The 21,245-nt window shown below is 58.6% G+C and carries 22 protein-coding genes; 17 read left to right on the forward strand and 5 right to left on the reverse strand.

What is annotated here, in order from left to right:
- Positions 1 to 69 precede the first annotated feature (69 nt).
- On the forward strand, positions 70 to 1,656 hold the full coding sequence (locus EU557_RS22925) for an SBBP repeat-containing protein (RefSeq protein ID WP_167855318.1): 1,587 nt from the start codon (positions 70 to 72) through the stop codon (positions 1,654 to 1,656).
- Between the two features lie 807 nt (positions 1,657 to 2,463).
- Here the strand turns inward: EU557_RS22925 and EU557_RS22930 are convergent.
- On the reverse strand, positions 2,464 to 3,405 hold the full coding sequence (locus EU557_RS22930; RefSeq protein WP_135532820.1) for a helix-turn-helix transcriptional regulator: 942 nt from the start codon (positions 3,403 to 3,405) through the stop codon (positions 2,464 to 2,466).
- A 98-nt stretch (positions 3,406 to 3,503) separates the two neighbouring features.
- Here EU557_RS22930 and EU557_RS22935 point away from each other — a divergent pair, with 98 nt between their 5' ends.
- From EU557_RS22935 to EU557_RS23000, 15 genes are all read left to right on the forward strand, one after another.
- Positions 3,504 to 4,712: an FAD-dependent oxidoreductase gene (locus EU557_RS22935; RefSeq protein ID WP_135532821.1), complete on the forward strand. Its 1,209-nt coding sequence runs from the start codon at positions 3,504 to 3,506 to the stop codon at positions 4,710 to 4,712.
- A 167-nt stretch (positions 4,713 to 4,879) separates the two neighbouring features.
- The gene (locus tag EU557_RS22940) at positions 4,880 to 6,130 is read left to right on the forward strand and encodes a phthiocerol/phthiodiolone dimycocerosyl transferase family protein (RefSeq protein ID WP_135532822.1); all 1,251 of its coding nucleotides are present in this window, start codon (positions 4,880 to 4,882) and stop codon (positions 6,128 to 6,130) included.
- 115 nt (positions 6,131 to 6,245) lie between these two features.
- Positions 6,246 to 7,175 (forward strand): hypothetical protein, encoded by a 930-nt coding sequence (locus EU557_RS22945; protein WP_167855319.1) that lies wholly within the window; start codon positions 6,246 to 6,248, stop codon positions 7,173 to 7,175.
- Positions 7,176 to 7,323: 148 nt separating this feature from the next.
- Positions 7,324 to 8,229 (forward strand): alpha/beta fold hydrolase, encoded by a 906-nt coding sequence (locus tag EU557_RS22950; RefSeq protein WP_135532823.1) that lies wholly within the window; start codon positions 7,324 to 7,326, stop codon positions 8,227 to 8,229.
- A gap of 92 nt (positions 8,230 to 8,321) precedes the next feature.
- Positions 8,322 to 9,167 carry a helix-turn-helix domain-containing protein gene (locus EU557_RS22955; protein WP_135532824.1) on the forward strand — a complete coding sequence of 282 codons (846 nt, stop codon included), beginning with the start codon at positions 8,322 to 8,324 and terminating at the stop codon, positions 9,165 to 9,167.
- 312 nt (positions 9,168 to 9,479) lie between these two features.
- Positions 9,480 to 9,638, forward strand: a complete 159-nt coding sequence (locus EU557_RS25590) for a hypothetical protein (protein WP_167855320.1) — start codon at positions 9,480 to 9,482, stop codon at positions 9,636 to 9,638.
- Between the two features lie 65 nt (positions 9,639 to 9,703).
- Positions 9,704 to 9,937: a cytochrome c peroxidase gene (locus tag EU557_RS22960; protein WP_135532825.1), complete on the forward strand. Its 234-nt coding sequence runs from the start codon at positions 9,704 to 9,706 to the stop codon at positions 9,935 to 9,937.
- 152 nt (positions 9,938 to 10,089) lie between these two features.
- Positions 10,090 to 10,623, forward strand: coding sequence for a cytochrome-c peroxidase (locus tag EU557_RS22965; RefSeq protein WP_135532826.1), 534 nt, complete (start codon positions 10,090 to 10,092; stop codon positions 10,621 to 10,623).
- Between the two features lie 534 nt (positions 10,624 to 11,157).
- Complete coding sequence (locus tag EU557_RS22970; protein WP_135532827.1) at positions 11,158 to 11,844, forward strand: carboxypeptidase-like regulatory domain-containing protein; 687 nt, start codon at positions 11,158 to 11,160, stop codon at positions 11,842 to 11,844.
- Between the two features lie 40 nt (positions 11,845 to 11,884).
- The gene (locus EU557_RS22975) at positions 11,885 to 12,307 is read left to right on the forward strand and encodes a hypothetical protein (protein WP_135532828.1); all 423 of its coding nucleotides are present in this window, start codon (positions 11,885 to 11,887) and stop codon (positions 12,305 to 12,307) included.
- 41 nt (positions 12,308 to 12,348) lie between these two features.
- Positions 12,349 to 12,711 (forward strand): hypothetical protein, encoded by a 363-nt coding sequence (locus EU557_RS22980; protein WP_135529692.1) that lies wholly within the window; start codon positions 12,349 to 12,351, stop codon positions 12,709 to 12,711.
- A 1,056-nt stretch (positions 12,712 to 13,767) separates the two neighbouring features.
- Entirely contained in the window at positions 13,768 to 14,085 is a 318-nt protein-coding gene (locus tag EU557_RS22985) for a type 1 glutamine amidotransferase family protein (RefSeq protein ID WP_135532829.1), read from the forward strand.
- A gap of 681 nt (positions 14,086 to 14,766) precedes the next feature.
- Entirely contained in the window at positions 14,767 to 15,462 is a 696-nt protein-coding gene (locus EU557_RS22990) for a helix-turn-helix transcriptional regulator (protein ID WP_135532830.1), read from the forward strand.
- Positions 15,463 to 15,516: 54 nt separating this feature from the next.
- Complete coding sequence (locus EU557_RS22995; protein ID WP_245326368.1) at positions 15,517 to 15,960, forward strand: VOC family protein; 444 nt, start codon at positions 15,517 to 15,519, stop codon at positions 15,958 to 15,960.
- 407 nt (positions 15,961 to 16,367) lie between these two features.
- Positions 16,368 to 17,222, forward strand: a complete 855-nt coding sequence (locus EU557_RS23000; protein ID WP_135532831.1) for a helix-turn-helix domain-containing protein — start codon at positions 16,368 to 16,370, stop codon at positions 17,220 to 17,222.
- Positions 17,223 to 17,358: 136 nt separating this feature from the next.
- Here EU557_RS23000 and EU557_RS23005 read toward each other — a convergent pair whose 3' ends face one another.
- Positions 17,359 to 18,105: a hypothetical protein gene (locus EU557_RS23005; RefSeq protein WP_135532832.1), complete on the reverse strand. Its 747-nt coding sequence runs from the start codon at positions 18,103 to 18,105 to the stop codon at positions 17,359 to 17,361.
- A 32-nt stretch (positions 18,106 to 18,137) separates the two neighbouring features.
- Positions 18,138 to 18,602: a putative sensor domain DACNV-containing protein gene (locus tag EU557_RS23010; protein WP_135532833.1), complete on the reverse strand. Its 465-nt coding sequence runs from the start codon at positions 18,600 to 18,602 to the stop codon at positions 18,138 to 18,140.
- A gap of 441 nt (positions 18,603 to 19,043) precedes the next feature.
- On the opposite strand from EU557_RS23010, the gene EU557_RS23015 reads away from it, so the two are divergent.
- On the forward strand, positions 19,044 to 19,982 hold the full coding sequence (locus EU557_RS23015; protein ID WP_135532834.1) for an alpha/beta hydrolase family protein: 939 nt from the start codon (positions 19,044 to 19,046) through the stop codon (positions 19,980 to 19,982).
- Between the two features lie 502 nt (positions 19,983 to 20,484).
- Here EU557_RS23015 and EU557_RS23020 read toward each other — a convergent pair.
- Positions 20,485 to 20,868 carry a response regulator gene (locus EU557_RS23020; RefSeq protein WP_210116113.1) on the reverse strand — a complete coding sequence of 128 codons (384 nt, stop codon included), beginning with the start codon at positions 20,866 to 20,868 and terminating at the stop codon, positions 20,485 to 20,487.
- Between the two features lie 143 nt (positions 20,869 to 21,011).
- Entirely contained in the window at positions 21,012 to 21,203 is a 192-nt protein-coding gene (locus EU557_RS23025) for an ATP-binding protein (RefSeq protein ID WP_245326369.1), read from the reverse strand.
- Positions 21,204 to 21,245 lie beyond the last annotated feature (42 nt).

Here is a 21,245-nt window from a genome sequence, read left to right on the forward strand (position 1 = left end):
GTACTTATCCTGCTGATTAACTTAGCCTTTCCAGCCCACGGACAGTATGTGACCTTTGATCAGGCGACAATGTATGGCCAAGTTAGTCCCACTACCCGCGCGAGTGGGCCGCCTACCAGCTCGGCCTTCGCAACCGCGTTAGCTGTGGATCCGGCTGGCAACACGTATGTAACGGGCAGCTTTTACGGCACCATCACGTTTGGCTCCACTGTCCTGCGTAATGAGAATACTTTTGCCGGGAACGTCTTTGTCGCCAAGCGCACGGCTGCGGGCCAGTTTCTCTGGGCAGTACAGGCAGGCGGCCGGGATTCGGATGCCGGGCAGAGTATCGCCGTGGATCAGCAGGGGAACGTATATGTAACTGGGGCGTATTATAACTGGGTCGCGACCTTCGGGTCCTATGAGCTGCCCAATGTGAGCGGCGCGAATGCCTTTGTGGCCAAGCTGAGTGCTGAGGGGGAGTGGCAGTGGGCCGTGCGGGCCGGAGGAAATGGGTCGCATACCATAAAAGGATTGGCCTTGGATAGTCGCGGCAATGCCTACATCACGGGCTATTTTGAAGGCTTCCGCACCACCTTCGGGCCGTCCACGCTGGAAAACGCAAGTCAACAGCCATCGGACGAGGACCTCTTTGTCGCGAAGCTGGACGCTTGGGGCCGCTGGCAATGGGGTGTGCGTGCCGGGGGGACGGGGGACGACAGAGCCTCAGGCGTAGCCATTGATGCACAGGACCGGCTGCATCTGGTGGGCTACTTCGACAGTCCTACGGCCGAGTTCGGCTCGATTCGGGTGCCTAATGGGGGCTTGCAGAACATCTTGGTCGCCTGTCTCGATACCACCGGCCAGTTTCGATGGGCTACGGCTGGCGGCGGCAGCAACCAAGACTGGGGAACTGCTATTGCGGCGGATGGGCAGGGGAACTCCTATATCACGGGGGGATTCTTTAGTGCCTCCGCCACCTTTGGCGCCACGACTCTCTACAAAGTCGGCCTAGCCGAAGTGGTTGTCGCCAAGTTGGATGCCCAGGGCCAATGGGTGTGGGCGCAACGGGGTGGGGGGAGCGGACCTGATCAGGGTATTGCCATAGCCGCCGATAAGCAGGGCAATGCCTATGTCACGGGGGTAACGGGCAGCCCTTATTGTACCTTTGGACTGGAAGGCGTGCCGCAACTGGGCGAGTATGATGTGTTTGTGGCGAAAATGGCCTCCACATCCGGGGAATGTCTTTGGTTGCGGAACGCAGGGGGCGTCTTCAGTGATCACGGGGCAGGCATTGCGGTTGACCCCCGAGGGCGGGTGTACGTGGCTGGTTACTTTGAGCAAACGGCCGATTTTGGCCCCCTACATCTGGAAACGGAGCCCAATGCCTATGCCAGCTTTCTAGCGCAAATTCCCAACACCACTGTGTTGGCCACCGCAACGCCGAAATCGTCCCCTTCTTTAGTTCTTTGGCCCAGCCCTACGCGCACGAGCTTTCAGGTCCGTGGAGGCGCGGCCGGTGAGCAGCTTACGGTGCAGGATGCCCGGGGCCGCCATGTGTTAACTCATACGCTGGGTAGGAATCCCTCCGAGCAGGTTTATCTCCCCCCTGGAACCGCACCTGGCGTGTACTTCCTTCGGGTAGGGCAGAGCACCACCCGTTTCCTCGTGGAGTAGCTAGAGCAACACTGCTGGCAGCAGCTAGCTTCGAGAGTCAACCCAGCTGCAGCATTAACTTCCGATCTTGGGTAGAGACGCAGGCGTAGCCAGTCTACATGGTTCAAGTACAGGTATTTCAACGAGAAGGTATGCCATCTGAACTTTACAACCTGTACCAGTTTACTGTACTTGTTTTAAAGCGCTTATGGCCTTTTTCTGTAAAGCTTATTGCCAGTAAGATTGTACAGGAAAAGGAGGGGTAGATTACCTTCGTGAGGTCCTTCCGGAGCGACGTGGCGCGTGACCTGGCGGCCGTTGTTGCTACCTGACGCGGCGGATCCTCTTGTCATTTACGTCTTCTTGTTCGGCTTCCTCCCAATTAGCTCGCTGCTGATCCTCAACCTGACGTACGCCGCGCTGTGGCTGCTTCTGGACTTATCCCACGGGGGAGGTGGTCCGCCTTGCAGTCGCTGCTGTTCGGGTACGTGGGGTGCGTGGCCCCCGTCGTAATGGGTAGGATGGCGTACCAGACGGGGCGGCAGGAGCGCGCTGCTGGGCTTCTGCTGGTGGTACGCTAGGCCCGCGCAGGATACTTTCTGTTGCTGATGCTGGGATTTCTGTGGATGATGTAGGCCACCGTTTCAAATAGCGAAGAAAGTGGTATACCTCACCCTGTACATTACCAGCCCCCTAGAAAGCAACTGGTTGGGGCCACACGTACTGCATCTTAAAAAGCCTCCTACCTGAAGAACTATACGTCCTTCTTCTGTCTGTCTCGCTTAGACCACCTCACCTCTCCCAACCTCGGTAGACCACTTCAAATTGCTACGGTAGACTGCTCCATTTTTTAGGTTTCATGCCAACATGTGCTTCGAACAGCCTTCCGAAATGACTCAAATTGCTGAATCCAAGCCGGTAGCCCGTTTCGGATACGGATAACCGCTCTTCTTTCAGCAGCCGCGCCGCTTCCTGCATCCGAAGATGTTGATAGTAGTCATACAGGCCCTTGCCGAACACTTGCGTGAACAGCTTGCGCAGCTTCAGCTCATTCATCCCGCTTACTTTGAGTAATCCCTCAACCGGTAATGGCTCCGTTAGGGAGGCAGCCATGGCGTTTCGGACCCGGTAAATGGCTTCTATCTCGGGGGCGCTCAGTTGCTTTGGCGTGCTTGCCACTCGCCGCGACAGGTTATCAAACAAATGATAAAGAAGAGCCACAGATTTCAGGCGGTAGTAAAAGTCTGGCAGACTCACCTGACCCGTGGCATTGACCAATTCATCGACCAGCGAACTGATGGCTGGCGACTGGAATTCTTCAATCCAGAAGGTGCGCGCCGCGTCAAACAGATACGCAAATTTGTGCCGTTCACTACCCAGTAACTCCTGTAAATAGGTGGTTTCGATGAGGAGGGTGACCTGCTTGCTGTGCGTATGTTTCGGAAAGCTGACTTCACTCGCCAGATGCAGAGGCATGACGCGCACATGGGGCGGCTCCTGTCTCAACTGTGCAGTTCCCTCGTGCCCGTCGTCGAACGCGTTTTGAAAGGAAATCAATAAGCCCGGCCCTACCGCCGTGATGGGCTTGCGCTGAAAAGAGATGGTTTCCTGCGCCACCAGGGAACGGACCATAACCAGCAGTTGCGGCAGCAAGTCGACTATTTTGAGGTGGTGCAGGTGCAGGGGCACTACTTCGCCAGCATGTTCCGTCATGGGCACCCCCAGTTTAGCCGCCAGTTGCAGCAATTGCTCTTTGGGAGCAGACGTCATTTTAGGACTATTATTGGTAGTTTAACAACTATTTTACCCGTAAAACTGCAAATAAATTTGTCGTGTTGAAATCACTTCCCCTACTCAACACGACAACCATGAAAAAGCACATCATCATTTCAGGCGGCGGGATAGCCGGTTTAACCGCCGCCCAGCTGCTACTGCGTATGGGCCATGACGTAACGGTCGTCGACCGGGCACCCGAATTTACCCAGGCTGGCTTCCTGCTTTCCTTGAAAAGCTTTGGGGTCACCATCCTAGAGCAGCTCGGGCTCGCGCCAGTGCTCCGGGAGGCCTCGATACCGGCTGAATTTATGGACTTTGTGGATGCAGCAGGAAGCCTGATTAGCCACAATAGCTACCAGGAGCTAGCTAACAACACGGTCCCCTCCATTCTACTCACCCGGGGAGGACTTCACCAGGTGCTGTACGATTCCGTTAAGGAGCAGGTCAACCTGGTATTTGGCACCACCATCGAACAGGTGCAGCGCGAAGGTCCACGGGTACGGGTTACCCTTTCCAGCCACGAGGTGCTTGACGCCGACTTGCTCATCGTTGCCGAAGGGTTACGTTCCGCAACCAGAGGCACCTACTTTGCAAACAGCTACCTGGAGGATTTTAACGTCTTCTATGTAGGCGGCAGAATAAAAAAAACTCATTCCTACCCAGTGGGCTCCTTCACCACGATCATTGCCGTGGACTCCATGCTGTCTATTTACCCCATCAGCCGGGAAGAGGTGGCTATTCAATGCTACGTCCGCGGCAGGGAGGAGGGGAGCGATTACCGCTCCATTTCGCGGCGCCTGCTGCAGGAAAAGGCAAATGGCTACCGGGCCGACGTGCAACACTTGCTGGCAGAATTCCTGCCAAGTGAACAGTTTTACGCCGATAAAATGGGGATGGTCCGGGCGCCAAGCCTGGTGGACAACGGCCTGGTCTTACTAGGGGATGCGGGGTATTGCCCAACGGCGCTGTCGGGTATGGGCGCCTCCTTGTCCATCTACGGGGCCAAAGCCTTGGCCCATTTCATTGGCCAATCGCCAGATGATATGGCGTTGGCCTGCCAGCAGTACGATGCCATCATGCAGCCAATAATTGAAAAATTTCAGGGCAATGCCCGCCGCAACGCCGCCTCGTTTCTGCCCAAAGACGAGGCCAGCCTGGGCCTATTCAAAGCAGCCTTCAGCAGTACGTCCGAATCGGTCCTGCAGCAGCGATTGGCTGACCAAATTGGCTTGACTCAGGACCAGTTGCAGCTCATCCTTGGTGAACCTGCGGACCAAGCACACAACGGTCAGCTATCTTGACTAGAGTATAGGCCGTCAAAATGATCTTGACGTGGATTATACGGATGCCCAAATGTGCATGCCCCTTCGACTTTTGTCCATTCTCTACCCCCTCTCAGGCGGCCAATTTTGCATCAGGTTAGCGCAGGAATTTCCCGGTTGCTCTCCCTCATCTAAACCAATGCAAAATGAAAAGACAACAGAACCGCACTTTAGGGGCATTCGAAAAAACGTTTTGGCTGCTGGACCAAATTGATTCCAAGGATTTTTGCCTGGCCGCCCACATCTCGGGAACCCAGCCCGTTGAACAGTGGAGGAAAGCCATTGACCTGGTCCAGCAACGCCACCCCAATCTCTCGGTTAGGGTTACGCTCGATGAATTGGCGCGACCTGCCTTACAGCACGTGGAGAACCTGCCCATTCCGCTCCGCGTGGTGCAGGTGGAGCAAGATTACCGGTGGGAATGGGAGGTCGAAAAAGAGCTTTCCGTCCGGTTTAACACAACTGAAGGCCCGCTTTTACGAGTTGTTCTGCTGCAAAAAGCAGACAGCACCGTCCTGATCCTGACCGCAAACCACACGGTGGCTGATGGAACGTCCCTGAGCTATTTGACGCGGGACATCCTGCTCGCCGTCACCGGAAAAGAGCTGGAAGTACTGGAACCGCAAGTTTCCAACGACCAAACCCTTGATCTGCCGCAAGATCTGCCGGCCCAGACGGCCGAGCAAGTGCTTGACCTGAAAATGAAGCCAGAGGTGGTCAACCCCTTGGTTTCCTCGCACCGCTTTCCTGCCAGCACTACCCGCCACCTTCTCGAACGCGCCCGACAAGAAAATACCAGCGTCCACGGCGCCCTTTGCGCGGCCGTATTGATGGCTACCAGGAAAATGCGTCCGCAATGGGACCAGACCAGGATGGAGGTAGTTTCGCCTGTTTGCACCAGAGGGGCCCTTCACTTGGACGATAACTTCGGCCTGAATATCACCACCCAATCCGTGTTTTTCGAACACCAGCCGTACTTGTCTTTCTGGGATTTGGCCAGACTTGCGAAGGCGGGGCTGGGTGGAACCAGCTCCGTTGAATACACGACCGGCTATCTATCGTTTTTCCGCAGCATTGTCTTCGGTCACAATGATATAGAGCAAATGCTGGACGCACTTAAACAGGCATTCAACCATCATATCATGGTGACCAACCTGGTTAGGGTAAAGTATAAAACTGATTTCGGCCCCTTGAAACTGGAAGCGTTGTATGGCCCCATGGTCCGCTCGGGCAAAGGAATGGAGCAGACGATTGGGGCTTTGACGACCAACGGGTCGCTTTGCCTGACCAACACGAGCGATACGCCTATCCCGGGCTTACTCTTGGAAATGGAGCAGATCCTGGACAAAGCTTGTCAGGATACGGTGGTCTCTAAGACGGAGTGCGCTGTTCGCTAAGCGTGCGCAAGCGCTAAGCTTGCTGGTTTAATATTCAACTTCGCCGGAATGCTTTGCCTGTTATTTTCACCAAGCTTTCCGGCGAAGCCTTATATAGCTCTAATTGAAAACCTGTATGATCAGAGGATTGCAGTTTAAATGGGCAATGTCGGCTATGGCAGGGCTGTTTTTTTCGGCTTCTACAGTTGCGCAACAGCCGAACTCCTTCCGTCAAAACGATCCTGCGCAACGGATACAGATTGCCCCCGAAAGTGTTATCAAAAGCTTCCGCGAGGCGGGCATGCAACCGGTCAACCATACCTTGACCCCCGCTGAAAAAGAAAAAGTCACGAAAGCATTTGCCCAGCTGCCCCCCCTGCATCAACGCATTTTGAAACACCATTTGCAAAGCATCAGCTTCATGGATAACATGCCGAACACGGCATTAACTTCTGCGGTGGACACGGGCGGCGCAACGCAAATGTTCAACATTACTTTTCGTGCCAGCTTACTGAACGAGAACATTTCTCAATGGGCGACCTGGAAAGAAAATACGTGTTTCCGGCCGGAGGCGGACTCCGGCTATAGCGTGCGCGTGGAAGGGGGCACTATGGACGCCATCGTGTATGTGCTGCTGCACGAGGCAACCCACGTGGTGGATGCGGTGCGTAATCTTACCCCGCATCCTGCTCAGGCAAACGCCGTAGTGCCGCCGACCCCGTTTACCCAAGATATCTGGCGCTCGATGAATAGGCCCACTGAGTCATACGTTGATTCTTTACTAGACAAAACCCGTTTTCGGAGTGGAAACCCGCTACCAATCCGGCGGGCGCCGGAAGTGTATGCACGGCTGGCGAAGACGCCGTTTCCTTCTTTGTATGCCATGGCGGCCTGGTCGGAGGATATTGCCGAGCTCGTGACCATTTATCACCTCACCGCAAAAATGAAGCAGCCATTTTATATCGTCGTGAGTAGAAACGAAGTAGAGTTGGCCCGATTTGAACCCATGAAACAGGTGCTGGTAAAGCGGCGATTACAGCAGCTTACCCCTTTTTACAAGCGGTAAATTCACCTTTCGGGAAAAATGTACCTGACACCCGGCCTTTTATCCATTCTTCTGGGGAAGTAAAGCTGCCACCTTTGCAAGGTCGAAATACAACGACAATTTGCTAACGGTTAGCAGGTTACCTCACCAAACCAACGGTACTACCCAGATGAAAACAATTGCCTTGACCATCGTCTTCCTGTTCACTTTTGTCCAAAGCCAACTCCTTTTTGCCCAAAGCCGCAAGCCGGCCGCCTGGGGAAGAGAAGAATACATTGAGGTAGAAAAAAATGTAAAACTTCACGTCATCGACCTTGGCCAAGGCCAGCCTGTGGTACTGATCCACGGATGGCCGCTGAACAATGAGATGTACGAATATCAATACCAGTACCTGGTTGAAAAAGGGTTCCGGGTCATTGGCATTTCCCTCCGCGGGTTCGGGAAATCAGACCGGCCCTACGGAAAATACGATTTCGATACGTTCTCCGATGACATCAAGGTCGTGTTGGAAAAACTTAAAATCGAGCAGGCCACGCTGGGTGGATTTTCCATGGGCAGCGCGGTAACCTTACACTTTGTGACTAAATATAATGGGGCCCATATCAAGAAATTAGCCCTATTCGGCGCAACCGGCCCCTCCTGGAAACAGCGCGAAGGCTACCCGTACGGCATCACCGACCAGGGCGCCGCTGAGCTGATTAAGCAAACTAAAACGAACCGGGAGCAACTGGTGGCAGGTTTTGGAAAGGCCTTTGAAGGTCAGGAGGGCAGCCTTTCGCCAGCATCGATCAAATGGCTGGAAAGCATTAACCTGAATGCCTCCCCTTACGCTACTACCCAGGCTATTAGCGCGTTGCGTGAGCTGGACCTTCGTTCTGCGTTGTCAAAAATCAACATGCCTGTCGCCATATTCCACGGAGTAAACGACAAATTATGTGCCTTCGCCCAGGCCGAACAACTCAACAAAGCCATCAAAGGGTCTTACATCGTCAAGTTTGAGAAAGGTGGGCACGGGTTCTTCCTGGAAGAAATGGATAAGTTCAACGCGGAGCTGGAAAAATTCGCCAGAGATTAAGTAACCGCTTTCCCAGTGCAGCGAACCATCGCTTCACCGGGAAAGCGGAGTCGAAACAGAAAAATCCCTGCTATTCGCTAGCGTACCTCGCCATGAGCACAACCGTTTTCAACAACAGTTTAAAGACGTTGGGCCTGCTGCTGGTTAGTCAGGCGCAAACCCACGCCATCAACGGACCAGCCTATAAGGAATACATCAAGATCCTGTATCTGCCGGCTGGCTACAAGATTAAAGTGGATTTTACCTGCTACGACACGCAGCAACCAACCTTATTTTTTGTCAGCCCGAATCAATATCTGGAACTGCAAGCAACTGGCCAGGAACGCGGGTACTTCATTTTCTACAACCGCGATTTTTACTGCATCCAGATCCATGACCAGGAAGTTGCGTGTGATGGGTTACTGTTTAACAACAGCCGGAATATGCCCAAAGTGGAGCTTTCGGAGGTTGAAAACGCTTTCCTGAGCGGGCTATTCCAAGAAATGCTCGAGGAGTTCAACCTAAATGACCACTCATTGGAAGAGATGGTCCGCACCTACCTCAAACAATTACTTATCCGCGCGACGCGCTCGTGGAAAAGACAACACTTGACCACTGAAGTAACGGATCAACAAACCGAGCTGGATTTTTTTCGCAAGTTCACCCGGCTCGTCGAAGAGCATTACAAGGTCAAACACACCGTCGCTGATTACGCCGATTTACTGTGCATGGCCCCGAAAACCATCACCCACAAATTCAACCGCTTGCGGTTGCCGCAGCCCAATGAGGTGATCAAGAACCGGATTATGCTGGAAGCAAAGCGGCTGCTGGCTCATACTTCCCTCACCGCAAAAGAAATTGCCTACACGCTTGGGTACGATGACCCGGCCTATTTCAGTCGACTTTTTATGACCAAAACCGGCGAATCGCCGTCCAGTTTCAGGGCAAGCTTTGTCTAACGTTATATCATCGCGCGTTTATCCTGAAAGTCAAACCGGGGTATCGATTTGCCTGAACGCGATTTATGGGGAAGCTTACCACCCGGCACCGCGACAGCATCATAGCTTAGGTGCTGTCAAGTGCTAGTGAATATAAAAACGACGTCAGACCCGATCCTGGCCTACCGGGTAGAGGTACCGCTGCGCCCCGAGATTGATTTTGCCGGCTTCCTTACGCCCTGCCGGCAAGAAACCTGCTCGACCCACGCCGCTTGAGCCCTTGCAGCCGCCAACCAGCTTCTCAACCGTTTTCTATCGCTCCCCTCCTACTCTATGTTTTCGTCTGCTGGTCGTCTGAATCGTTCGGGGCTTTCCCGATTCTCGCTGCTGCTCAGCGGCGTGGCTCCTGGTTGTGGCGTGCCAGCAGCAAGAAGCCACGCCGGCCAGCAATGGCTTAACGGCGCTGCCGCCCGCCGTGTTGGCTCCGGCTGACAACGCCCGCGCCAGGGCGGCCAAAGTAGCCCTGGCGCGGGCGTTGTCAGCCGGAGCCTTTCCTCTTGGGTCCGCGGGAGGTAAGCTGCGCTACCTGCCACCACCTCAGCGCTGGCTACGCCGACGGGTTGGACCTGTCCATCAGCGTCAACAGCCGGGGCCGGGCCAGCACGCGCCGTTTTCTCGCGCCCAACGCTATTCCCTTTACCCAGCGTACCTGCACGACCGTGCTCAACGCGGCCTACAACGGCATGACCAGCGACGCCAACTACACCCCCAGCCCGGCCCCCATGTTCTGAGATAACCGGGCGCAGTCGCTGGAAACGCAGGCCCTGCTGCCCCCTCACCACCCTGGAGGAAATGCGCGGCAGCCGCTACCCGGTGGCCTTCGGTACGGTGGTGGCGCCTTGTTTCAAGCGGCATTGCCGAGTCGAATCCAATTACAGCCAATATGGGCAAGGCGCTGACCAGCTTCGAGCGCCCCCTGGTTACTGCTGATGCCCCGTACGACGACGACCTGAAGGGCAATACCAGCGCCCTGACGGCCCAGCAAGTGCAAGGCCTGACCGCCGCTGTGGCCGCGGGCTGCGCCCGCGGCCACAGCGGCCCCATGTTCAGCGATTACCAGGCCCACGTGCTGGGGCTGCCCAATAGCCCCAAGCTGGCCGCCGACCCCGGCATCAACGACACCAAGGGCTTCCGCACGCCCAGCCTGCGCAACGTGGCCCTGACGGCCCCTTACATGCACAACGGTGTGCTGGCCACCCTGCAGGCCGTGCTTAACTTCTACGACCAGGGGGGCGCAACCGGCGCACGTCGCTCAACCCGCACGTGGCCACGAGTCAGCTGGCCCCAGCTGCCGGGGCGAGTGCAGAATACCGGGGCCATCCTGGCCTTCCTGCAGGCGCTCTCGGCAAAAAGCTATGCCCGCACCATCCCGGCTTCCGTGCCGAGCGGGCTGCCCGTAGGGGGTAACCTCAAGTAGCAACCCACTTTACTACCCTACCTTTTCCTACGCGCTGAGCCCCCTTGCACTTTGCAGCCACTTGTGGCTGGTCGCGGCGTTGCTTTCGCAGCGTCCTTCAAAAAAGCATCGGAGCAATCCCTGCCACCATGTGGACTACCGAGGAAGGGCGCCTCACGCAAGCGCTAGCCTTTTCCGGGTTATGCCACATCTGTGGCTCTGCTGCCGGGCCCGGAGGGCGCTGCTAAGGCCCCTAGCGCTTTGCTTCCTGCTTCAGTTCCAGGTGGCCCATCAAGGGCTTTATCTCAGGTGGGCTTCCCGCCGTGGCTACGCGGCGGGGCGTACGCGCGGCGCCCCCTGGCCCGCTACCTCCAGGCTCACGCCAACGAGGCCCGCGTATTCCCATATCACTTCGCAGGCTATAGGAGACGCTTGATCGACAAGAAAGGCACTTTCACACCCCAAGGGCGAATCCTTTACCTGCTCTATACCACCTTTGATCTTCTTCCGCTGCCTAGACGACCTTTTTACCACACACCTTGTTCCCCTCCTAGCATGAAACTAAGTGCTAATCCATTTCACCCGACCACGGGCGATTTACTCCCGGCGTATCGGGACGCGTATTTACGCGGTGATTTATCGATTGAGAACTCGGAGGCGGTCGACGCCTACATGAACACCAACAGCGCACAGGCCGATGCCATCCTGCGTCGGTTTTATGAGCTGAAGAACCAGGGCCAGCAGGTGCGCCCGGTTGGCTGGGTCCAGCGCCAGTTCGAGCTGATTCGGACCGAGCCGCAGCGGTTCCGGCAGCGGGCGGCAGCGCTGCTCGTCGGTAGCGCCCTGCTTGGGGGTGCCGTGTTTGCCGGCACGAACACGCCCACTACGCCGACCGAAAACTTCCCCGTGACGGCGGAGGCTACCCTGGCGGAGGCGGAAGCAGCCGCAGCTAACCTGACCGCCGTACGCGTGGTAACCATGCGCGGCCGCATCCTGAATGAAGATGGCAAGCCACTGGTAGGCGCTACCGTACTCGACCGCGCCAACCGCCGCGGCGTATCAACCGACCGTGATGGCAACTACGCCATTGTGGTTCCAGCCAACCAGGCGACGCAGCTGCAGTACGCGTACGCCGGCTATAAGGAGGAAGAGATTCTGCTGACGGGCAAGAAATCGTACGACATGACGCTGTTACCTCGTACCACTGCTAAAACGAAAAAGCACCATTGGTGGCAGTTTTAAGTAGCTTGCCCAGTGGCAAAACTTCTGCTATTTCTATTACATGACTATTCCGTTCCTCACTAGAGTCCGCCTCCGCCAAATTACGGTAGGCACGCCCCACGAGGCAGGTCTACAAGCCCGCACAGTGCTGGAAAAACTCTTGGCCGAGATGCCGGAGCTGCTCCTCACGTGCGTGGTAGAAGTGTCATCCGGGCGGGTGTTGGCTTCTTACACTAGGGAGGCCCACCTCAACCCCAATCAAATCAGTTTGCGCTACGCCAAGCTGCTGCAGCTAACAGCCAAAACGCTGGCGGCGCAGCAGATACCGGGTGGTCCTCTCACCGATATTACCGTGCTGCTGGAAGACCAGTTTCACACCGTCTGGCCCCTGCCTACTGGCCAGTGGTACTGCTTTGTGGCCGTACGCTTTGCCGATGCCAACCTGGGCATGGCCCGGGACGTGTTGCGCCGCCATACTGCTTAAATCAGAGTAATTACCCCTTTACATCATTTTCATCATTTCCCATGGCTTCGCCCAAACAAACCGTTAAAGAAATTCTGGAAGAGCTGCCCACCCTGTTGGCTGTCGCCGTCGTAGAGACCGAGACCGGCATGCCGCTGGCCGCGCACTCGAACCTGTCTGATTTCGACATTGACACTGCCGCTGCCTACAACACGGAGGTCGTAAAGCAGAAACTGAAGGCCATCAAGGCGCTCAACCTGAACCAGACGGTACAAGACATCCTGCTCACCCTCACCGACCAGCTGCACCTGATTAAGCTGTCACCCACCGGGGACAAATTCATCTACCTGGCCGTGAACTCGCGCGACACGAACCTGGCCGTAGCTCGCCAGATCCTGAAAGGCCAGACGGCCGTGTTGGCCTAAGCACTCGCGCTAGCGTACGGAAAAGCCCCACCGGCCGCTGGCTGATGGGGCTTTGTGCTTTGTTAGCTGAAGTCTGAGGCCGCTGCCCCTCCATGCTCTCTCCCAGCGACCGGCTCTTGCCTAGTGCTCTCGGCCCGAGGACCTTCAGGCTCGTAGTATACCCGGGATTCTGCTCCGTCTGCGCTCCACCAGGAGCCAACGGCCCCGCGCAACAGAACACCAGCAGCCTTCTTTTTGGAGGGAATATTCTGATTCGCAGCGAGATAGCTAGCAATGGCCTACCATGTGCCCCTTTTCGCCGCAATAGAGCATATCTCTTAGTGGCCAGCCCCGATAGTTAGCTAGACCTCTTTCGTGAAAATAGGCAAGGGCTTGGCCGCCGTTGTGGACTGAACACCTGCCCAACCGCCCACATAGCAAAAGAACGCAACATCAGGTGTGATCGCGTTTCGACAAAGATGTTACGATGTATTCCCTAGATTATAGAGTATACTTATCCAGGGAGAAGTTGTCAGGAGCTCCTCAGCGGCCGTAGGCAACGAATCTACATCGAGGTAGTTACCAAGGGTACAACTGCGTAGGGTAGCCTTATAGGTTGAATTACGGACCTAGTGCCGGGTGAAGTAGCCTGGGTTTCGCCCGTGCAAGTGGCCCAAAATGTCCGGTAAACGACCCATGGTTGCGAATGCCATTCGGTACTTTTGCCCCTCTCCTCGTTGCCTGCGTGAAACCTTGGCCCCATCTCTAGTTTGTCGTGCCGCCCGCGGGGCAGCTGCTGGACCTGACCGGTCCGGTACAAGTTTTCTACGCGGCCGCGACGTACGGCCCGCCCTACCAGCTGACGTTTTGCTCCTATCAGCCCGTGGTGCATAGTGCGGCCGGGTTGGGGGTGGCCCCCGGGTGCCATTTGCCGAAGTACCCTTGTCTCCGGGGATATTATTTTCCTCCCCGGGCTGGCCATGGACTACCTGCGCTCGGAAGCATTTCGGCAAGAAGGGACGTTGTTCTTTGCGTGGCTGCGGGAACAGCACGAACGGGGGTGCGGCTGTTCTCGGGGTGTACGGGCGCCTTGCTGCTGGCGCACGCCGGGCTGCTGGACGGAACAAATGCACGACCCAGTGGCGGCGGCTGGCTGAACTCCAGGCCCGCTACCCCCAGGTGCGGGCGCAGGCCGACCCGCTCTTTGTGCGGGACGGCGGCATTGACACCAGTGCCGGCTTAACGGCGAGCATTGACCTGGCCTTGTTTTCACCGGAGGAATGGCACGAACCCGTGTTCGCCACCAATATAGCCCGCGATGTAGCCGTCCACCCGATGTTGCAGCTGCTGGAAGAACAACGCGGTATTAAAGGGCTGGCAGAATACTTCGGCTGAGTGCCTCCCGTGCGGATTGTGCGGCGCCTGGGCTCCGTGGAGCGCTATCCTGCTCCCGTAAGCGTGCGACGGCCCGTCGACTGGTTTGTAGGCATGTAGATAGTATAGTAGTACAGTTGTTTAACTGCAATTCGCGTAATTCTCCCCTGGCGCTACAAGAAAGCCTATTCCACTACCCCAAGGGGGTAGTTCCTACGAACAGGCTAACCTATAACACTGCTTTTTAGTACGTTGTACAATACAAGCACCTGGCAGATGAGCCAGAGCTGCCTGATCGGAATCTTTAAATCAGTCGATCCAACGTACGACCCGATGCCTCTTATTGATTGAGTTGCAGTCCAACGCTCCAATTTTAGTTGTAGCAGAGCATCCGGTCCTAGATGTAAACGTTCTATTCAGTTGGAAGCGGAACACCTGAGATGCTGCACGACGAGCTAGTCCTGAATCAGCGGGCGCAAACTCGGCGAGCGGTTCCCGAAGGCACCACGTTATCAAAGTATTTGACGAATAGAGAGGTTTGCCGGAGACAAAATGCAATGGCGTATCACCTTTTTAAATTGAAGGTTTCGTCCCTCCAAAGTACTGCAACCTCATGGTGAGAGTCATAGAATGGTGTTGTGAAACAAATCGGGGAAATCTCCACCTACCTTTAGCGCTTGCTTGACGGTTACCCGCTCCTTTATGAATCGCATCGACCGCCTGTTTGGCATGGTTACTCTGCTGCAAGCCCAGCGCTACGTGCCGGCCGAACGCCTAGCGGAGCACTTTGACATTAGTGTGCGCACGGTGTACCGCGACATCCGGGCGCTGGGCGAGCAGGGGATTCCCGTGAGCTTCCAGGCGGGGTGGGGTTACTTTCTGGTGCCAGGGTATTTTCTGCCGCCGGTCAGCTTCACCCCCGAGGAAAGTAGCGCCCTGCTGCTGCTCGAAACCTTGGCCGCTACCCTGGCCGACCGCTCCATCCAGCCCCTGGTAGCCGCCGCCCTGCAGAAAGTGCGCGCCGTGCTGCGGCCGCCCGACCAGGCCCGCCTGGCGCAGCTGGACCACGCTATGCAGTTGGCCGTGCCCGAGTACCAGGAGCACGACACGCACTGCTTGGCGCCCATGCAACGGGCCATTGCCGGGCGCCAGGTGCTGAACCTGGTGTACCGCGACAAGGAAGGCCACGCTACTGAGCGCCGCGTCGAGCCGATTGGGTTGGTGTTTTACAATTTTACCTGGCAGCTGGTGGGCTGGTGCCAGCTGCGGCAGGGGTACCGGCAGTTTCGGGTGTCGCGGGTGCAGCAGCTCACGGTCACGACCCTACCCTTCACCAACCCGGCGCCGTTGTCGCTGCCCGCCTACCTCGCCAGCCTGAACCTACCGCCCGCGAAATAATTTTCGGCGGGCCGTAGCCGACTGCCATAGGGTTGTCAGTGGGCGGGGAGACCTTTGCGACCTCAACCTACTTTCTTTCCTATGAATTTCACTTCTGTCCGCCTCATCACGGCCGATTTCGAGCGCCTCGTCAGCTTCTACGAGCAGCTGTTTGACCAGCCACTGACCCGCCTTGCCCCGGTGTTTGCCGAGCTGCGCACGCTGGGGGCCACCCTGGCCATTGGCCACACCAGCACCCTGGCACCCTTCGGCGGCGAGCCGGGGGCCCCAGCTGCCACCAACGGCTCGGTTATCCTTGAGTTTCGAGTGGCCGACGTCGATGCGACCTACCAGCGGCTGGCCGGCTGGCTCAGCGGCGCGCTGGTGCAGGGGCCTACCACCATGCCCTGGGGCAACCGCTCGCTGCTCTTCCGCGACCCCGACGGCAATCTGGTGAACCTCTTCACCCCGGTCACGGCGGACGCCGTCGAGAAGTTTGCGCAGCAGCCGGCGGCGTAAGGCCTGCTGGCCCAAAGCTCCGCCTCGGCTGGTCACCCGGCCGTGTTTTAGTCGGCAGCGAATAGAACGTGAGGTAGCGCAAGAGGAAGAACAGCAATTCCCGGTCGAGCCACCGCGCCGGGTTTGGGCGCGGGTGAGGTAAGTCAGGAAACGGGCGGGGCGGTTGCCGAACTCACCGGGCCGGTGTGGCTTATTCGGCCCGGAACCCCATTCGGCCGCCCTTGACCAACCGGACCAGGCGCTGCCCCCTTCCCCGCTGCTGGCCCAGTTGTCTGACGTAGAGCAAGGCCCAGCGTAGGCCTTGCTCTACGCCACATGGGGGGGTGGGCACCACTCCCTCACCCACGGTCGCAGCCAAACCGGCAAGGCCTTACCGTATTTCTTTGTGTAATTACTAACCAACGCGTATGCAGTTTCTCACCGACCAGTTCAAGACGCCGGCACTCGTCAGCAGTGCCTCCTTGCCGTGGCAGGGCCTGCGCATCGAACAGATACACCTGCCTTCCGCGACGCTGCCCGCCATCTACTACGCGGAACATGTGCTGGTCCTGCACCAAGTAGCGGAACCGCTCGTGATAAGGCGACGGCGCGCCGGGCAGGTACAGAAAACGGTGTACCGCACCGGCGACCTGGGATTGTATCCGGGGGGCGACCACGCCGCAGAAGTGGACTGGGCCACTCCCAGACGCAACATCTACTTGACCCTCGACCATCGCTACCTGGCGCAGCTCGTCCGCGAAGATGCCAGCATAAGGCGCTTCGCTTTATGCGAGCGGTTGAAATTTAAAGATCCCCTGCTGAATCAGTTAATCCAGCAATTGCTGCAGGCCGCCGGCAGCCAACGAGCCCTCGGCCGGTTCTACGTGGAGTCGCTCACCAACGCCCTCTGTCAGCAACTCATCGAACACCACGCCACCTACCAGCGCCCAAGCCGCCAGCCCCGGCTGCCCGCGGCTGCGCTGGCCCGGATTCAAGCGTACCTGGAAGCCCATCCTGAGGCGCCCGTGACGCTGCAAACCCTCGCCGGATTGGCCAATTTGAGCATTTTTCACTTCGCTCGGCTCTTTAAGCACGCCACCGGGGTGTCGCCCTACCAGTACGTCGTGCAGTCGAAAATGCAGCGCGCCAAGCACCTGCTCCGCCAGGGCGGGGCAACGATCGACGGTATCAGCGACGCGCTAGGCTTTGCCTCGGCCAAAAGCTTTGTCGCCGCTTTTACCCGGGCCGTGGGCTGCACGCCTCAGCAATATCAGCGCGGGTAAGGCCCAGCCGCCAAGGACGAGGACGAGCCCGGGTAGGCTGGGCGAAGTACACTCTTGAGCAGGCCACCCCGTGCCCGCCCCCGCTGCTCCTCTGGCCAGGACGAACTAGGGCCGCCTAGTAGTTTATAACTGGGTTTCAGGACAATTGACTCCAAAAGACAATCTTGCCGGCCAGTTGGTGCACCAGCTGCACCCCACCGTCCTGCGAAATGGTCACGGCCAAGCAATCCGGGGCGGCCAGGCAGAGCCGATAGGCGGCCCGGTGGCGCGTACCACCCTGGTCGGCCGGTTCGGCGCGCAGGTGCTCGCCGCTCAGATCCAGCGCCCGGTACACCTGATCCAGCTCCACGTGCGGCGCCCGGATTTCCACGCCAAAGCCCACAATTTCCAGATTATGGGTGAGTACCAGCGCACCGTCCACGGTCATGAGATCGGCTAGTAAGTCGGCAAACTGGTCGATGGCCCCGGCCAGGGCCCGCACCACCGGGTCCGTGGTGTGCTGGTAATACGCCCAGCTCGAATCCCCTAAGTCGGCTAGGCGCTGCAAGACGGCCAAGAAGAGGTGGCCGCCCCGCGCGCCAGCCCCCAGCTCTTGTACCGGGTACTTGGGTTGCGGCAGGCCGCGGGGCGAGAGCAACTCGGGCACGGCATCGGAGGGAACATAGACCAGCATGCCACCGTGGCCGCCGGCCCGCACGCGGGCCACGGCCCGGCGCTGCATATGCTGACCCAGCAGGTCGAGGAGCTTTAATTGCGCCGGCGTGGGCAGCTGAGGCTGCCCGCTGAGGTGCAGGTAAAGTTGCCCCAAATCACCGAAGCGACCTTGGCTCCAGGCCGTCGGGAACTGTAAAAATCCGTGGTCGTCGATGCGGCCGCCCTGCAAAGTGAGGACGCGGGTCAGGCCGCAATAACACGTCAGCCGGCCCGGTCCCTGCCACCCGCTTCCAGCACCGCGGGTACGGTGCTGGAAGCGGGTGGCAGGCTGCCCGGCAGATAATCCCAGGGGGCATCGGCCACCAACAGACCCCAGAGCACCAAGTCGCCCGTCGTCGCTGCGCGCACGGCCAGCAGGGTCGATGGGCGCGCTACGGCCGGGCTTAGGCGCCGGATTTCCTGCTCCTCCCACGGGCGCGGCTCGCCCAGCGCCAGCACGTGATACCCACCCGGCGCCAGTGACGGGTGGGCCAACTGCTGCTCCGTGGCCAGCACGACATGGCATTCCACCCCGCGTCCTTCTTCCTGCAGTAAGCTAGCCTGGTAGATAGTGGACAGAAACTGCGTGAGCACCGGCGGCTCGGGTAACGGTACTGCGGCAGGAAGGGCAAGCCACCGCGCGTGGAGCGCCGCGGCTAGTTCACCCGGGTAGTAAGCAACAGCCATAGAAAAGCAGGAGGGAAAAGACCAGCAGCCCCATTGACTCGCTGGGTTTCACGGAGCGGCCGTGCTGGCCCAACGCAGGGTAAAGGTACACGCTTGCGTAAAGGCTTCGTGTTCGGCTAGTCAGGTTACGGCAGTTGCCCACGCCCCCGGAATACTCTCTACCGGCCGGCTTAAGTTGGAGCTTATTGCCGGGGAAACCTACCCGCAGGCCGGGCTGGCCGATCCGTAGGCGCCGCCTCCAACAGCAAGGCTGGTCCTGACCCGTTTAAAAAAGAGCAAGAACCGGGGGGAAAACCGCAAGAAACAGGACCTGCGCTCCTGGCGGCAGGAATAGTTTTGCCAACCACTTCGCCGTGCGTCCTCTCTGATCCGGCCCGCGCTGGCGAAGGCCTTGCTCGTGAAAAGCCGTCGTGGCTCATTACCAACTTAGCCCCCCACCTTATGCCTCAGCCAACGCCAGCCTCCCCTCCCGTCGTGTCGTTCAGCCCCGTGGTGCTGCCGGTTCCGGGCCGCCAGGTGGATCTTCACCTCAAAGTCTCGGCCCCGGCGGCGGGCGACAATCTGCCCATCCTGCTGCTTTCCCACGGGCATGGGCAATCGACCTTTCTCTCCTCCTTCCGCGGCTATGGCCCGCTGGCCGATTTTTACGCCGCCGAAGGCTTCGCGGTGGTGCAGCCCACTCACCAGGATTCCAAGGCCCTCGGCCTCGACCCGAATGGCCCCGAGGGGCCGTTGTTTTGGTCTTCGCGAGCGGAAGATATGCGCCACATTATCGACCAGCTCGACCACCTCGAGGCGACCGTCCCCGGTCTGAGCGGGCGCCTCGACCGGGCCCGCATTGCCGTGCTGGGCCATTCAATGGGTGGGCACACCGTCGCCCTGCTCGCCGGAATGCGGGTTACCAACCCGGTGGATGGACAGGAAGTAGACCTGGCGGAGCCCCGCATCACGGCGCGGGTCCTGCTGGCCCCGCCCGGCGATGGCGCCGACCTAGCCGCGTTTGCGGCCGAACACTACCGCGTGCTGGGCGCCACCCGCTTCGAGGCCATGTCGATGCCGGCGCTGGTGGTGGTCGGCGACAAAGACCAGAGTGCTCGTTTCTCCGACCGCGACGACTGGCGGGCGGATGCTTACCACCGGAGTCCGGGGGCGAAGTGCCTGCTTACCGTCTTTGGCGGGGAGCACATCCTGGGGGGCATTTCGGGCTACGACGCGGCCGAAACCACTGACGAAAGCCCCGAGCGGGTGGCCTTCGTGCGGGAAACGGTGTTGGCTTACCTGCGTACGGCGCTCAATCCGGCCGATGCCAGCTGGGAAGCTACCAAAGAGCGGTTGCAGCGCGACGCACAAGCTAAGGGACGCATCGAGTGCAAGAACTAACGCTTGCATGCAGCACCGCCGCCCGCAGGGCCAAGATGCCGTCCGCAGGCGGCTGTTAGATCGACCACGCTATTGGGGCTAGCGGCCAGCAGCAGGAGGTGGTCTAGTTAACGTGGACAGAATCAGGACCTACTTTCCCTGGCTAGGGCAAGTCCGCCAGGGAAACGGCGCAAATACGACGAGGCGTTCAAGGCCGACGTGCTGCGCCGCCGCACAGGAAAGCCGTTCAGCTCGTGCGGCGGCGCAGCAGTTAGCCACCAGCGAGAGGCGGCCCTACCGCTGGCGGCGGGCACAACCCGAATCGGATGCCGGTAGTGCCGCGCAGGAGCAAGACCCAGAGTCGAGAGTACTGCGGGCCGTGAACCAATGAGTAGAGCGCGAGGTAACTGTTTAGCACGTTAAGGTGAACGGTTGTATTGATAAACATACAGTCGGGCCTCTTTCTTTCTCTTACTATGGCCTATGCCGAAACAGATGACTGTAACGACTTCTAGTCCACCGTTTAGAAAATGTTGTAAGCTCGTCCGTATAGTAGGCAAGCATCCGCACCTGGAGCAAAGTTGGGGGCGGAAAACGCCGCGTAGCAGCCCCGTTCCAGGGCCCACCGCGCCCGGGCCCTGGAACGGGGCTGCTCGTCGAGCAGCCGCTGGAGCTTGGCCGCCGTCAGGGGCTTGTCCACCACGCCCTGGAAGAGCAGGCCCCGCAACTGCTCCACGTCCCGCTTCAGGGCCCGCCGCGCTGGTGCGCAGCAGCACCACCCTGCCCTGGCGCTGGGGGCGGGCAAGTGCTGGTAAGCGTGCAGCAACTCCAGGCCGTTGAGCCCGGGCATGTTCAGGTCCAGCAGAATCAGCTGCGGCCCCTGTTCCGGCGCCCCGGCCTCGGCCACCAGCAGGTGCTCCGTGACGCCAGCCCGCTCAAGCAGCAGCGCGTGCAGGAATTGGCGGTCGTCTCATCATCGACCAGCAGCCTCGTTAGGCGCGGCATGGAGGGCAGGGCACACAAAACGATGGACCAGCGAAACACCAGCCCCTAGGCCGGGAAGGTGAGCGTGAAGCTCGTGCCCTCGCCCTCATGGCTGGCGACCGAGAGGGTGCCGCCCGCATTCTCCACGATCTTCTTCACCGCGTACAGGCCCACGCCCGAGCCCTCCACGTGGGTTTGCAGCCGCTGAAAGAGCTGAAACAGGCGCGCCTGCTGCCAACTGCTGCATCGTGAAATCAAAAGGTCTTTAATAGCGCGGGCGTAACCGAGGGAGAGCACCGC

The sequence above is a fragment of the Hymenobacter wooponensis genome, assembly GCF_004745865.1.
In the GTDB taxonomy this organism is placed as follows: domain Bacteria; phylum Bacteroidota; class Bacteroidia; order Cytophagales; family Hymenobacteraceae; genus Hymenobacter; species Hymenobacter wooponensis.

Excerpts from the sequence above, each read along its gene's own strand:
- EU557_RS22925 (WP_167855318.1), top strand. The coding sequence starts at position 70 with ATGTATGGCCAAGTTAGTCCCACTACCCGCGCGAGTGGGCCGCCTACC.
- EU557_RS22980 (WP_135529692.1), top strand. The coding sequence starts at position 12,349 with ATGGCTTCGCCCAAACAAACCGTTAAAGAAATTCTGGAAGAGCTGCCC.
- EU557_RS22930 (WP_135532820.1), bottom strand. The coding sequence starts at position 3,405 with ATGACGTCTGCTCCCAAAGAGCAATTGCTGCAACTGGCGGCTAAACTG.
- EU557_RS22975 (WP_135532828.1), top strand. The coding sequence starts at position 11,885 with ATGACTATTCCGTTCCTCACTAGAGTCCGCCTCCGCCAAATTACGGTA.
- EU557_RS23010 (WP_135532833.1), bottom strand. The coding sequence starts at position 18,602 with ATGGCTGTTGCTTACTACCCGGGTGAACTAGCCGCGGCGCTCCACGCG.
- EU557_RS22990 (WP_135532830.1), top strand. The coding sequence starts at position 14,767 with ATGAATCGCATCGACCGCCTGTTTGGCATGGTTACTCTGCTGCAAGCC.
- EU557_RS22955 (WP_135532824.1), top strand. The coding sequence starts at position 8,322 with ATGAGCACAACCGTTTTCAACAACAGTTTAAAGACGTTGGGCCTGCTG.
- EU557_RS22950 (WP_135532823.1), top strand. The coding sequence starts at position 7,324 with ATGAAAACAATTGCCTTGACCATCGTCTTCCTGTTCACTTTTGTCCAA.
- EU557_RS25590 (WP_167855320.1), top strand. The coding sequence starts at position 9,480 with ATGTTTTCGTCTGCTGGTCGTCTGAATCGTTCGGGGCTTTCCCGATTC.
- EU557_RS22965 (WP_135532826.1), top strand. The coding sequence starts at position 10,090 with ATGGGCAAGGCGCTGACCAGCTTCGAGCGCCCCCTGGTTACTGCTGAT.
- EU557_RS22940 (WP_135532822.1), top strand. The coding sequence starts at position 4,880 with ATGAAAAGACAACAGAACCGCACTTTAGGGGCATTCGAAAAAACGTTT.
- EU557_RS22970 (WP_135532827.1), top strand. The coding sequence starts at position 11,158 with ATGAAACTAAGTGCTAATCCATTTCACCCGACCACGGGCGATTTACTC.
- EU557_RS23000 (WP_135532831.1), top strand. The coding sequence starts at position 16,368 with ATGCAGTTTCTCACCGACCAGTTCAAGACGCCGGCACTCGTCAGCAGT.
- EU557_RS22945 (WP_167855319.1), top strand. The coding sequence starts at position 6,246 with ATGATCAGAGGATTGCAGTTTAAATGGGCAATGTCGGCTATGGCAGGG.
- EU557_RS23015 (WP_135532834.1), top strand. The coding sequence starts at position 19,044 with ATGCCTCAGCCAACGCCAGCCTCCCCTCCCGTCGTGTCGTTCAGCCCC.
- EU557_RS22935 (WP_135532821.1), top strand. The coding sequence starts at position 3,504 with ATGAAAAAGCACATCATCATTTCAGGCGGCGGGATAGCCGGTTTAACC.